This window comes from Streptomyces sp. AK02-01A (genome assembly GCF_033795305.1).
Lineage (GTDB): Bacteria > Actinomycetota > Actinomycetes > Streptomycetales > Streptomycetaceae > Streptomyces.
Map to the genome: position 1 here is coordinate 19293 of NZ_JARBAE010000022.1, position 12613 is coordinate 31905.

The following is a 12613-nucleotide window of genomic DNA, read 5'->3' on the forward strand; positions in this document are numbered from 1 at the left end:
CCGATACCATCGAATGAAAGCCGCCGTCCCCCGTTGCCAGCGCGGCATCACCCGCTACGAAGGTCATCCATGCCCCACAGCCAAACCTCTGCACCACGCGGCCGGGTCCGCCTCGCGCGCGGAGCATCGCCGTGGCTTCTGCCTACCGTCGCCACCGCGGCGATCGGCCTGGCGCGTGCGCGCCGGTCCAAGCGCGCCGCCGTCCTCGCCGTGCCCGCCACCGCGCTCGCGGCGGGCATGCTGTGGTTCTTCCGCGACCCGGAGCGTGAGATCACCCGGGGCCGGGTCATCTCTCCGGCCGACGGTGTGGTGCAGAGCATCATGCCGTGGAAGGACGGGCGCACCCGGGTCGCCATTTTCATGAGCCCGCTGAACGTCCATGTCAACCGCGCCCCGCTCGCGGGAACCGTGACCTCCGTCGAGCACATCCCCGGTGGGTTCGTTCCGGCGTTCAACAAGGAGAGCGAGAACAACGAGCGCGTTGTCTGGCACTTCGACACCGAACTCGGCGACATCGAGATGGTGCAGATCGCCGGCGCGGTTGCCCGGCGTATTGTCCCGTACCTGCCTCAAGGAACCAAAGTGGAGCAGGGCGAGCGCATCGGCCTGATCCGTTTCGGCTCGCGCGTCGACATCTACCTTCCGGAAGGTGTCGATGTCGCTGTCGAGGTCGGTCAGACCACGACCGCAGGGGTGACTCGAATTGACCGTGATTGATCCCGAGACGCAGGCCGGCTGGGCCGTGGAGGCCGAGGCCGAAGCGGAGGACGACGCGGAAGACATGCCGCTCTCACTGCGGTTGTCGATAGCGGACACTCTCACGCTCGGTAACGCCACCTGCGGCTTCATGGCGGTGTACTTCACCACTACCGGCATCCTCATTCCTCATCTGACGGGCAGCGACGAGAGCGGCATGGCGCGGCACTCCGCCGCGACGGCCGTGATCCTGATGCTGTGCGCGGCGATCTTCGACCTGTTCGACGGTCTCGTGGCGCGCAAGCTGCGCAGCTCGCCGATGGGCGCGGAGCTGGACAACCTCTCCGACCTGATCAGCTTCGGCCTGGCCCCGGCGTACTTCGTGCTCGTGTACGGCATGGTCGCGGACGACGCGCATCAGCGGGTCTCGGCGCTGGCGGCGATCGTGGTACTGCTCGCCGTCGTGCTACGGCTGGCCAGATTCTCCTGTGTGACGATGAAGGACGGCATGTTCCAGGGCATGCCGAGCCCCTTCGGCGCGCTGACGGTCATCTCGATCGTGCTGCTGGAGCTTCCCTTCGTGCCGACGCTGCTCGCGATCGTCGGCGTGGCGTGGCTGATGGTGAGCCGGGTCGAGTATCCCAAGCCGCGAGGTGTCCTCGCGGTGGCGATGCTGAGCTGGATCGTGGCCGCGATGGGGCTGCTGGCGGCCTGGGCGTTCGACGCTCCCGGTGGTCAGCTTCTGCTCCAGACCGGCTGTGCGCTCCAGGTCGTGACGGGCGCGGTGATTCCGCTCTTCGCCACGGCGCGCCGGGTGAACACGTTCCGCGACAACCGTCGCGAGGCGCGGGCGGCTCAGCTTCCGTAGCAGTGACAGGCATGGCGTGATCATGAAGGGCCCGGGTGCTGACCGCACCCGGGCTCTTCTCGTGCTCATCGCGTGCTCTTCGCACCGCGATCCGGTGCACCGTCAGGTACGCGGGGCCGTGCGGAGGATGGCGCCCGTCCCGTCTGCGCGCGGCTCAGAGCAGAAAGTCCCGCGCGATGTGTGTCGCGAGGCGTTCCAGCAGCGGGCCCGCCTCGGCCATGCAGACGGCCGGGTCCGGTTCCAGTGCCGTGAGGGCGTAGGCGCGGCGGATGCCCGCCTTGTTCAGGGCCTCGGCGGACAGGGCCAGACGGCCGCAGACGGCGATGACCTCGATCTGCTCGGCGCGGGCCGCCGCCGCGACGCCCGCCGGGGCCTTGCCGTGAAGGGTCTGCTCGTCCAGTGAGCCCTCGCCCGTGATGACGAGGGTCGCCCGGGACAGGGCCGGAGCGAAGCCGAGCACATCGAGCATGACCTCGATGCCGGGCCGGAAGGTGGCGCCGAGGCCGACCAGGGCGCCGTAGCCGATGCCGCCGGCCGCGCCCGCGCCGGGCGAACCGGCGAGGCGGGCGGCCCGGGAGCCGATGGCCGTCTCAAGCACTCCGGCGTAGTGGACGAGGGCGGTGTCGAGGACGGCGACGTCCTCGGGGCCGGCGCCTTTCTGAGGTCCGTACACGGCGGCTGCGCCCTTGGGGCCGGTCAGCGGGTTGTCGACATCGCTGGCGAGGACGATGTCCGCCTCGGCGAGGCGGGCGTCCAGGCCGGAGAGATCGGCGGTGGCCAGCTCCCGCAGTCCGCCGCCGCCCGGTCCGACCGGCTGTCCTTCCGCGTCCAGGAAGCGTGCGCCGAGGGCCGCGAGCATCCCCGCGCCGCCGTCGGTCGTGGCACTTCCGCCGACGCCGAAGACGATGCTCCGCGCGCCCGCGTCGAGTGCGGCGCGCAGCAGCTCACCGGAGCCGTATGTCGTCGCGGTCAGCGGTGCGAAGACCCCGGGAGGGAGGTGCTGAAGACCTGATGCCTCCGCCATCTCCACGACGGCGGTGCCGTCCCGCAGAGCGTAGGCGGCGCGCAGTTCTTCACCGAGCGGCCCGGTGACCCGTACCTCACGCCGCTCGAAACCGGCGGCCACGGCGGCCGCCACGGTGCCGTCGCCGCCGTCCGCGACCGGGATCGCCTCGACCGTCACTCCGGGAGCGGCTTCGCGCAGTCCTGCCGTCACTCGCTCCGCGACCTGCACGGCCGTGAGTGAACCCTTGAACTTGTCCGCCGCGACGAGCACGCGTGCGGCTTCGATTACCGCTCCGTTCGGCATCTGAATTCCTTTGCTCGCGAACAGGCAGTCGCGCCGACCCGACCCTATCCGCACCGTGGCCCTGTGCCCATGGCCACGGTGCGGTGGGCTCGCGGCGGGCCGCGCGTCCTCTCGCCTCAGTTGCCGGCCGCCGCCTCCAATTCCCTGAGCCGCCGCACGACGCGGTCACTGTCGTCGAGAGGCTCCGTGATCTCCTCCAGGGCGTCCTCCACCAGGTCGAGCTCGTCGGCCCGCACCAGCGAACCGGCGGTCGGCGCGACCTCCACCGCTCCCGCGACCGGCGCGCCCACCGCCATGACCGCACCCACCAGCAGTGCCGTCGTCCACGCACGCGTACAGCGCTTCATCCGTACTCAGCCTCCTCGGCAAGATCCGACAAACCATATGAATGTCGCACAATCACAGAATGAAATCGGGCAGCGCCGGGCCCCGTTAGGCTTCTCGTGTGACGGATACCGACTACGCCGCGTACATCGCAGGCCTCCCCCGTGTCCTTGCCGGTGCGGCCATGCTCTTCCGGGACAGCGAGGGACGCGTCCTGATCGTCGAGCCCAACTACCGGTCCGGCTGGGCGCTGCCCGGCGGGACCATCGAGTCCGACCACGGCGAGACCCCGCGTCAGGCGGCCCGGCGGGAGACGCTTGAGGAGATCGGCCTGGACATCGAGCCGGGACGGCTGCTCGCCATCGACTGGGTGCCGGGAGCCGGCCGGCCGCCCATCGCCGCGTATCTGTACGACGGCGGGGTGCTGAGCGAGGAAGAGCTCTCGGCGATCCGGCTCCAGGAGGAGGAGCTGCTGTCCTGGCGGCTGCTGGACCGCGACGACATCGCGTCGTACCTGCTGGGATCGCTCGGACCGCGGGTCGTGGCGGCACTCGACGCGCTGGACTCCGGCGCGGGCACGGTGGAGCTGGAGAGCGGCCGGCGGCCCCGGTAGGACTTCCGCCCCGTCAGGTCCGGAGTCCATGGGCCGGGCCCATGGACCCGGCCGTCCGCGTCCGTGGAGTTGACCTTCAAGCCGGCCGAACGCGCACAATCGCCGCCATGGACACCCGGTCTCGCGCCGAGCGCTCTGCGCTGCCTCACGTCCGGCGCCTGAACCGGCGCCCGGCGCGACACGCACAACACGTGTCGGCGGAATTGAACAACTTACCGTCATATAAGCTGAATTAACGACCCATAAGGTCTATTCAAGGTATTCATTCCGTATTGGTTCCGCCGCGGACCGTCTCCTGGCATCATCCAAAGTCCCAGACTTTGGAGGAATCATGCGAAATCGGACGCGCGTACGACTGGCGGCTCTGACCACATCCTTAGTCGTCGTGGCCGGCGGTGGCGCGGCTCATGCCGAGGACGCCGTCGGCCGGTCAGGACGGTCGCTTCCGGCGGCTCCGGCGACTGTCGACGGCGGCGCCTGGCAGTCCGGACATCTCCAGGGCATGGCCGTCGACCGCCGCAAGGGCCATATGTACTTCTCCTTCACCGACCTCCTTGTGAAGACGGATCTGCGCGGCAAACCCATCGGCTCCGTCACCGGTGTCCCGGGACATCTCGGTGACCTGGACTTCAACGAACAGGACGGACGGGTCTACGGCTCCCTCGAACACAAAGCGGCGAAGGCGTTCTACGTCGCGATCTTCAACGGGGCCCGCATCACCCGCATGAATATGCCCGCCGAGTCGGCGGGTGTGGTCTCCGCCGTTCATCTCAAGGAGGTCGGGAAGGACTACTCCGCCGACATGAACGGCGACGGCGTCTTCGACGGCGACATCGCGAACACCGCCGACCACCGGTACGGATGCAGCGGCATCGACGGCGTCGCGTTCGGGCCGTCGTTCGACCGTAAGGGCAGCGGCCAGAAGCTCACCGTCGCGTACGGGACCTACGCCAACGCCGGCCGCCGGGACAACGACCACCAGGTCCTGCTCCAGTACGACGTACGGCGGTGGAAGAAGTACGAGCGGCCGCTGTCCCAGAACACCGCGCACAAGAGCGGTCCGGCCTCCCCCGACGGCAAATACTTCGCGTACACCGGCAACACCACCTACGGCGTGCAGAACCTGGAATACGACGCCCACAGCGGCAACTGGCTGCTGGCCGTGTACAAGGGCACCAAGACGCAGTTCCCCAACTACTCCCTCTTCGTCCTCGACGGTTCGAAGCGTCCCGTCCGGGGCGTCGTCCGCGGTCAGCAGCGTTCGGAGCGCGGCTCGCTGCTGCCGCTTCTCCCGCGCGGGCTGCATGACAAGGCGTCGGGTCTGTACGGCTGGCAGTCGGGCGGACAGTACGGGCTGATCTCGCTCGACGACGGCCGCTACTACCTCGCCAGGACCAGCACCGCCCAGCAGGGCGGGACCACCCGGCAGAGCGGACGCGCGGTCCTGCACCGCTGGACTGGGCTCACGTCGAGCCCCTTCGCCCAGGTCGCCGCCGCTCCCGCGGGCCGTAAGCCGTAATCCGTTCGCCGCTCCCGGCGCCGCTGCGTACGCTCGCGGCATGACTCTGGTCGCGATCCTCAGCGGCGCCGGGATATCCACGGACTCCGGCATCCCCGACTACCGCGGGCCGAAGGGTCTCTGGCGGCGCGATCCCGGCGCCGAGAAGCTCGTCACCTATGACTCGTACATGACGGACCCGGACATCCGGCGCCGCTCGTGGCGCGTGCGCGGCGAGAGCCGGACTCTGCGCGCCCGGCCCAACGCCGCGCACGAGGCGGTGACGGAGCTGGAGCGGTCCGGGACCGCGGTCCGGGTGATCACACAGAATGTCGACGGACTTCATCAGCTCGCCGGGATGCCGGCCCGTAAGGTCCTCGAACTGCACGGTACGGCGCGGGCCATCGCCTGCACCCGGTGCCATGCGCGGTCCTCGATGAAGGAAGCGCTGGACCGGGTCGCGGCGGGCGAGGACGATCCGCGCTGCCGGGTGTGCGGCGGGATCCTCAAGTCGGCGACGGTGATGTTCGGTGAGCGGCTCGACCCCGAGGTACTGGCCGGCGCGCTCGCGATCACCAAGGCGTGCGAGGTGTTCATCGCGGTCGGCACGACCCTCCAGGTGCAGCCGGCCGCCGCGCTGGCGGGACTCGCCGCCGATCACGGAGCGCGGCTCATCGTGGTGAACGCCGAGCCGACGCCCTACGACGACCGGGCCGACGAGATCATCCGCGAACCCATCGGCACGGCGCTCCCGACGCTGCTGAAGCGGTACCACCGGAGCTGACACGGCTCCACCGGGGCCGGCGCGGCGGTCCCGGCTACCGGCGCGACGGCCTCTCGGCAGCGGTCAGAAGAGCGTGGCGACGGCCGGGACACCGGCCGTCGCGCCCTCGAAGACCAGCAGCCGCTGCTTGCGGTCGAGCCCGCCGCCGTAGCCGGTGAGGCCGCCGGTCGAGCCGATGACCCGGTGGCAGGGCACGATGATGCTGATCGGATTCCGGCCGTTGGCCAGCCCGACCGCGCGTGAGGCGCCGGGCTTGCCGAGGGCCACGGCGAGTTCGCCGTACGAACGCGTCTCGCCGTACGGGATCTCCCGGAGCTGCTCCCAGACGGCGCGCTGGAACGCTGTGCCGTCCAGCCGCACTGGCAGATCGAACTCCGACAGCTCGCCATCGAAGTACGCGTCGAGCTGGGCGCGGACCTCACCGAACGGCCGGTCGTCCCGCTCACCGAAGGTCTCCGTCTCCGGCCGGTGTCGCTGGTCGACCATATAGAGGCCGCTCAGAACCCCGTCCGTGGCCACCAGGGTCAGCGGCCCGTAGGGGCTGTCGATCACGGTGTGCTGTCTGAACACTGCGGACTTCCTTACTTGGGAAGGCGGTTGATGGCGTGGTCATCGGTGGCCCACAGATACTGCACGGCGTATGCGCGCCAGGGCCGCCAGGCGGCGGCGCGCGCGGTGAGCGCGGCCGGAGTGGACGGCAGGCCGAGCGACCGCGCGGCGCGGCGCATACCGAGGTCCGTGGGCAGGAACGCGTCCGGGTCGCCGAGCGCGCGCATCGCGATCACCTCGACCGTCCACGGTCCGAAACCGGGCAGTGCGCCGAGCTGGGCCCGTGCCCGGTCCCAGTCGCTGTCGGCGCCGAGCCGGATGGAGCCGTCCGCGAGCGCCGCGACGAGCGTGGTGAGAGTGGTACGCCGGCTGCGCGGCAGCGCCAGCGCCTCCGGGTCGAGCTCGGCGAGCGCCGCCGGGCGTGGGAAGAGATGAGTGAGTCCGCCCTCGGGATCGTCGACCGGCTCGCCGTGCGCGACGACCAGCCGGGCCGCGTGGGTCCGGGCCGCCGCCGTGGAGACCTGCTGGCCGAGGACGGCCCGTACGGCGAACTCCGCGGCGTCGGCGCTGCGAGGCACCCGCCGGCCCGGCGCCTTGTCGACGAGCGGCGCCAGCGACGGGTCGGCGCGAAGCTGCTCGTCGACGGCGACCGGATCGGCGTCCAGGTCGAGCATCCGGCGGCAGCTACTGATGGCGAGAGTGAGATCGCGAGGGTCGGTGAGGAAGAGCCGGCAGGCGATGTGGTCGGGGCGCGGGCCGAGTGCGACGATGCCGTGCCCGTACGGCAGAGCGAGCGTGCGCCGGTACGCGCCGTCCCGCCACTCCTCGACGCCGGGGACCGCGGTCGCGACAAGGTGGCCGAAGAGATTGTCCGGATGGAGAGGCGCGCGAAACGGCAGCCGTAGCGAGATCACTCCCGGCGCGCCGGGCCGCTCGGCGCCGCGCGCGCTCCGCGCACTCCGGGAGCGCAGCTCGCTCGGCGAGAGCGCGAAGACCTGACGGACGGTGTCGTTGAACGACCGGATCGAGGAGAAGCCCGCCGCGAAGGCGACCTCGGCCATCGGCAGCGCGGTGGTCTCGATGAGTACGCGAGCGGTCTGCGCCCGCTGCGCGCGGGCCAGGGCGAGCGGGCCCGCGCCCAGCTCGGCGAGTAGCTGACGCTCGATCTGACGGTCCGAGTAACCGAGGCGCCGGGCGAGGCCGGGAACGCCCTCGCGGTCGACGACACCGTCCTGGATGAGCCGCATGGCCCGGGCGACGGTGTCGGCGCGGGCGTTCCACTCCGGTGAGCCGGGACTGGTGTCAGGACGGCATCGCTTGCAGGCGCGGAATCCGGCCTGCTGGCAGGCGGCCGCGCTCGGATAGAAGGTCATGTTCTCGGCCTTGGGCGGCACGACCGGACAGCTTGGACGGCAGTAGATCCGCGTGGTCAGCACAGCCGTGAAGAACCAGCCGTCGAACCGTGCGTCCTTGGACCTGACGGCCCGTACGCAGCGCTCGGTGTCGGTGTGCATTGCAGCGTGCATGGGTCAAGCATCGGCCACCGGAAGCACCGGAGCTGGCAGGAAAACGACATGGCGTTCGCGGCACGTACTCCGCGTCCGGTCCGCTCCCGCGCGGCCCGCTCCCGTCGGCCTTCGTGGTCCCGGGTCAGACCTCGCGCAGCCGTCGCCATACGGCCTTCGCCGCGTTGTGTCCCGACATGCCGTGCACTCCTGGTCCCGGCGGGGTCGCGGAGGAGCAGATGAAGACGGCCGGATGCGGTGTGGTGTACGGGAAGAGCGAGATCTTGGGCCGCAGCAGAAGCTGAAGTCCCGAGGCGGCGCCGCAGGCGATGTCACCGCCCACGTAGTTGGCGTTCCGGGTCGCCAGCTCGGGCGGTCCCGCGGTGGCCCGGGCCAGCACGCGGTCACGGAAGCCGGGCGCGAAGCGCTCGATCTGCCGCTCGATCGCGTCCGTGAGATCGCCTTCCCAGCCGTTCGGTACATGGCCGTAGGCCCAGAAGACGTGTTTGCCCTCCGGAGCGCGCGACGGGTCGACCAGACTGGGCTGGGCGGTGATCAGGAACGGTGTCTCCGGTGGCCGTCCGGCGGCGACCCGGCGCAGCGCGGTACCGATTTCTCCGCTGGTGGGCCCGATCTGGACGGTGCCGGCCCGCCGCGCTTCCTCGGCCGTCCAGGGCACCGGTCCGTCCAGCGCGTAGTCGATCTTGAAGACGCTCGCGCCGTAGCGGTAGCCGTCGTACACCCGGCCCAGGCCCGCGATGCGGGCGAGCGCGGTCGGTGAGGTGTCGAAGACATACGCGCGCGCCGGAGGCAGGTCGTCCAGTCGCTTGACCTCGAATCCGGTGTGGACCGTGCCGCCGAGGTCCTGGAGGTACGCGGTCAGCGCGTCGGAGAGCGACTGGGAGCCGCCTCGCGGCATCGGCCAGCCGCCCTCGTGCGCGGCGAGCGCGAAGAGCAGGCCCACGGCGCCGGTGGCGAGTCCGTCGAGCGGTGCGATGACATGGGCGACGAGACCGGCGAACAGGGCCCGCGCCCGCTCGTCGCGGAAGCGGCGCGTCAGCCAGGTCGACGGAGGCAGCCCGACGAGCCCGAAGCGGGCGAGAGTGACCGGGTCCCGTGGCAGAGCGGTGAGCGGCAGGGACATGAAGTCGCGCGCGAGCGTGTCCCACTTGCCGAGGAACGGAGCGACCAGCCGGCGGTACGCTCCCGCGTCGCGCGCGCCGAACGACGCGGCCGTCTCGGCGACCGAGCGGGACAGCACGGCGGCCGTGCCGTCGTCGAAGGGATGCGCCATCGGCAGTTCGGGATGCAGCCAGTCCAGGCCGTACCGGTCGAGTGGCATCGTCTTGAAGACCGGCGAACCGATGCCCAGCGGGTGCACCGCGGAGCAGGGGTCGTGCCGGAATCCGGGGAGCGTGAGCTCTTCCGTCCTGGCGCCTCCGCCCACGGTGTCCCGGGCCTCGAACACGGCTACGGAGAAGCCGCGCCGGGCGAGCTCGACCGCGGCGGTCAGCCCGTTGGGTCCCGCCCCCACGACGACGGCATCGAGCAACGACGTCACCTTCGGACTCCTTTGTCAGCCGATGGCCAGAGGACCCAGGATATTCCTGGGCACGGACAGCCCGAGCGCCGGTACCGTCCGCGACGACGGGCACCACAGCTCACAAGGAGGCGACCGGCGGCCCCGGCTGGGACAGCCGGTGGCGGACGCGCAGCTCAGGCCCCGGCCAGCAGGCGCTCCCGTACCCGCCGGGCCGTCGCCTCGTCCCTGGCCGCGGTGAACGGCAGCGCGTTGTCGCCGGTGATGCGGTACGGCTCGCCCGTGAGCGTCGTCTGGGCGCCGCCGGCCTCCGTCACCAGCAGCAGGCCCGCCGCGTGGTCCCAGGCGAGCTCCCAGTTGAAGGCCACCGCGTCGAGCGCGCCTCGCGCGACATCCAGATATTCGAGCCCGGCCGCGCCGCAGGCACGGGCGTCGATGCCCTCGGTGCGCAGGCCGAGCAGCGCTCGTTTCTGTTCGTCCGTGGTGTAGTCCGGATGCGACATGGCGACCCCCAGCGGCGCGCCGGGCGCGGGCGCGCCGGAGCGCAGCCGGACGCCGTTGAGCCAGGCTCCTCTTCCCCGTACCGCTATGGCCATCTCCTCCAGGACCGGCGCGTAGGTCCAGGACGCCAGCACCTCGCCGCCCTGGGCGAGGGCGACGAGCGTGCAGAAGCCCGCTTCGCCGCGGACGAACTGCCGGGTGCCGTCGACCGGATCGACGATCCACACCGGCGCGTCGCCGCGCAGCGCGCCGTACACCGCCGGGTCCGCGTGGACCGCCTCCTCGCCGACCACCACGGAGCCCGGCAGCAGCGCGGTGAGGGCGGCGGTCAGATGCTCCTCGGCGCGCCGGTCCGCGGTGGTCACCAGATCGTGCGGACCGCTCTTCTCCACGATCTCGTGCGCGGCGAGCTGCCGGTGGCGCGGCATGATCTCGGCGGCGGCCGCGGCGCGGACCGCCGCCTCGACGGCGGCCACGCTCGGTCCATGGGCCGTCCCCGGCAGGGAAACCGTTTCGTACAGGGAGTCATCGATCATGCGTCCAGCCAATCACGCCACGGTGACAGACCGGAGGACAGGTGGGGACACGTCGGCCGACGGTCAGCGGCCGACGGCGTAACCCTGCATGCCTCGCGGGTTGGCCGCGGCCGACAGGATGCCGGTCTCCGGATCCCTGGCGACCGCGCACAGCCGTCCCTCCGACCAGGCGTCACCGACGGTCACGTCATGGCCCCGGCGGCGCAGCTCCTCGATGACGCCAGGGTCCACGCGCGCCTCCACGGTCACACTGCCCGGCCGCATTCCGCGCGGGAAGAAGGAGCCGGGAAAGCTGTCGTTGTGCCAGTTGGGCGCGTCGATGGCACCTTGGAGGTCGAGGCCGCCACGGACCGGCGCCCGCAGGGCGAGCGCCAGGAAGAAGTGAAGCTGCCACTGGTCCTGCTGGTCGCCGCCGGGCGTACCGAACGCGAGAACCGGCACACCGTCGCGCAGGGCCAGTGACGGTGTGAGAGTGGTCCGGGGCCGGCGGCCGGGCGTGAGGGAGTTCGGCAGGCCGTCGTCGAGCCAGGCCATCTGAAGCCGGGTGCCCAGCGGAAAGCCCAGCTCGGGCACTACCGGGTTGGACTGGAGCCAGCCGCCGCTGGGCGTGGCGGCGATCATGTTGCCCCACCGGTCGACTATGTCGAGGTGGCAGGTGTCGCCACGGGTGGCGCCGTCCTTGGCCACGGTCGGCTCGCCCGCGCCGGGCACGCCCAGCGCGTCGAAGCCGGCGTCGCCCGCGGCGACGGCGCTGGCGTGGCCGCTCAGTGCGGGCTCGCGTCCCTCGGGGCTGCCGGGACGCAGTTCGTACGACGCCTTCTCACCGATGAGCGCGCGGCGCGCGGTGTTGTACGGCTCCGAGAGCAGCGCGGCGAGGGGCACGTCGGCGGCGTCGCCGTACCAGGCTTCCCGGTCGGCCATGGCGAGCTTGGAGCCCTCGACCAGCAGATGGACGTACTCCGCGGAGCCGTACTCCGGCAGCTCCGACGGGTCTCGCGGCAGCAGGGCGAGCTGCTGGAGGAAGGCGGGGCCCTGGCTCCAGGCGCCGGCCTTGCAGAGCGTCCAGCCGTCCCAGTCGTAGGTGGCGGGCGCCTCGTACGCCGCGGACCAGCCGGAGAGGTCGGCGGCGCTCAGCGTGCCGGTGTGGTGTGAGCCGCTGGTGTCCATGGTGGGCCGCGCCGACTGCCGGAGCATGGCCTCGGCGATGAAGCCCTCGCGCCACACGGTGCGGGCGGCCTCGATCTGGGTCACCCGGTCCTCGCCGGCCGCCTCGGCCTCGGCGATCAGACGGCGCCAGGTCGCGGCGAGCGCGGGATTGCGGAACAGCTCTCCGGGCGCCGGTGCCTTGCCGTCGCGGAGATAGACATCGGCGGACGAGGTCCACTCCGTCTCGAAGAGTTCGCGGACGGTTTCGACGGTCTGGCCGATCCGCTCGACGGGCGCGTGGCCGTCCTCGGCGTAGCCGATGGCGTAGCGCAGGACCTCGGCCAGGGATTTGGTGCCGTGATCGCGCAGAAGCACCATCCAGGCGTCGAACGCGCCGGGGACGGCGGCGGCCAGCGGTCCGGTGCCTGGCACCAGTTCGAGGCCCAGCGAGCGGTAGTGGGCTGTGGTCGCGCCCGCCGGCGCCGGACCCTGTCCGCAGAGCACGGTGACCTCGCCGCCGACGGGCGCGAGGATGATCGGCACCTCGCCGCCGGGGCCATTGAGGTGCGGTTCGACGACATGCAGCACAAAGCCGGCGGCGACCGCCGCGTCGTAGGCGTTGCCGTCGTCCTCCAGGACAGCCATCGCGGACTGCGAGGCGAGCCAATGGGTGGAGGACACCATGCCGAAGGTGCCCTGGAGAGTGGGGCGGGTAGTGAACATGCCCTGAATCCTTGTCACTTG

At 71.2% G+C, this 12613-nt stretch carries 12 protein-coding genes; 5 read left to right on the forward strand and 7 right to left on the reverse strand.

Translation table 11 applies throughout. The annotated features are described in order from the left end of the window. The first annotated feature begins 69 nt into the window (after window positions 1–69). Together PV679_RS20710 and pssA are read left to right on the forward strand one after the other, a co-directional pair. A complete protein-coding gene (locus tag PV679_RS20710; protein ID WP_319681819.1) occupies window positions 70–717 on the forward strand; it encodes a phosphatidylserine decarboxylase in 648 nt (215 codons plus the stop codon). After that, entirely contained in the window at window positions 710–1564 is an 855-nt protein-coding gene (pssA, locus tag PV679_RS20715; protein ID WP_319681895.1) for a CDP-diacylglycerol--serine O-phosphatidyltransferase, read from the forward strand. The genes PV679_RS20710 and pssA overlap by 8 nt, the downstream gene beginning before the upstream one ends. 154 nt (window positions 1565–1718) lie before the next feature. Here the strand turns inward: pssA and PV679_RS20720 are convergent, their stop codons facing one another. Together PV679_RS20720 and PV679_RS20725 are read right to left on the reverse strand one after the other, a co-directional pair. Further along, complete coding sequence (locus tag PV679_RS20720) at window positions 1719–2873, reverse strand: glycerate kinase (protein WP_319681820.1); 1155 nt, start codon at window positions 2871–2873, stop codon at window positions 1719–1721. A 116-nt stretch (window positions 2874–2989) separates the two neighbouring features. Then, complete coding sequence (locus PV679_RS20725) at window positions 2990–3220, reverse strand: hypothetical protein (RefSeq protein ID WP_319681821.1); 231 nt, start codon at window positions 3218–3220, stop codon at window positions 2990–2992. A gap of 98 nt (window positions 3221–3318) precedes the next feature. Here PV679_RS20725 and PV679_RS20730 point away from each other — a divergent pair, with 98 nt between their 5' ends. The 3 genes from PV679_RS20730 (at window position 3319) to PV679_RS20740 (ending at window position 6092) form a co-directional block, all read left to right on the forward strand. Continuing rightward, window positions 3319–3810, forward strand: a complete 492-nt coding sequence (locus tag PV679_RS20730; RefSeq protein ID WP_319681822.1) for an NUDIX hydrolase — start codon at window positions 3319–3321, stop codon at window positions 3808–3810. 331 nt (window positions 3811–4141) lie between these two features. Further along, window positions 4142–5329: a hypothetical protein gene (locus PV679_RS20735; protein WP_319681823.1), complete on the forward strand. Its 1188-nt coding sequence runs from the start codon at window positions 4142–4144 to the stop codon at window positions 5327–5329. Between the two features lie 40 nt (window positions 5330–5369). Beyond that, entirely contained in the window at window positions 5370–6092 is a 723-nt protein-coding gene (locus tag PV679_RS20740; RefSeq protein ID WP_319681824.1) for an SIR2 family NAD-dependent protein deacylase, read from the forward strand. Between the two features lie 63 nt (window positions 6093–6155). On the opposite strand, the gene PV679_RS20745 is transcribed toward PV679_RS20740, so the two are convergent. The 5 genes from PV679_RS20745 to PV679_RS20765 all read right to left on the reverse strand — a co-directional run bounded on the left by PV679_RS20745 (window position 6156) and on the right by PV679_RS20765 (window position 12592). Then, the gene (locus PV679_RS20745) at window positions 6156–6662 is read right to left on the reverse strand and encodes a methylated-DNA--[protein]-cysteine S-methyltransferase (RefSeq protein ID WP_319681825.1); all 507 of its coding nucleotides are present in this window, start codon (window positions 6660–6662) and stop codon (window positions 6156–6158) included. An 11-nt stretch (window positions 6663–6673) separates the two neighbouring features. Beyond that, window positions 6674–8155, reverse strand: a complete 1482-nt coding sequence (locus tag PV679_RS20750; protein ID WP_319681896.1) for an AlkA N-terminal domain-containing protein — start codon at window positions 8153–8155, stop codon at window positions 6674–6676. A gap of 136 nt (window positions 8156–8291) precedes the next feature. Continuing rightward, complete coding sequence (locus PV679_RS20755; protein WP_319681826.1) at window positions 8292–9707, reverse strand: NAD(P)/FAD-dependent oxidoreductase; 1416 nt, start codon at window positions 9705–9707, stop codon at window positions 8292–8294. Between the two features lie 155 nt (window positions 9708–9862). Continuing rightward, on the reverse strand, window positions 9863–10723 hold the full coding sequence (locus PV679_RS20760; RefSeq protein WP_319681827.1) for an inositol monophosphatase family protein: 861 nt from the start codon (window positions 10721–10723) through the stop codon (window positions 9863–9865). Between the two features lie 63 nt (window positions 10724–10786). Next, the gene (locus PV679_RS20765) at window positions 10787–12592 is read right to left on the reverse strand and encodes a gamma-glutamyltransferase family protein (protein ID WP_319681828.1); all 1806 of its coding nucleotides are present in this window, start codon (window positions 12590–12592) and stop codon (window positions 10787–10789) included. Between the last annotated feature and the right edge of the window lie 21 nt (window positions 12593–12613).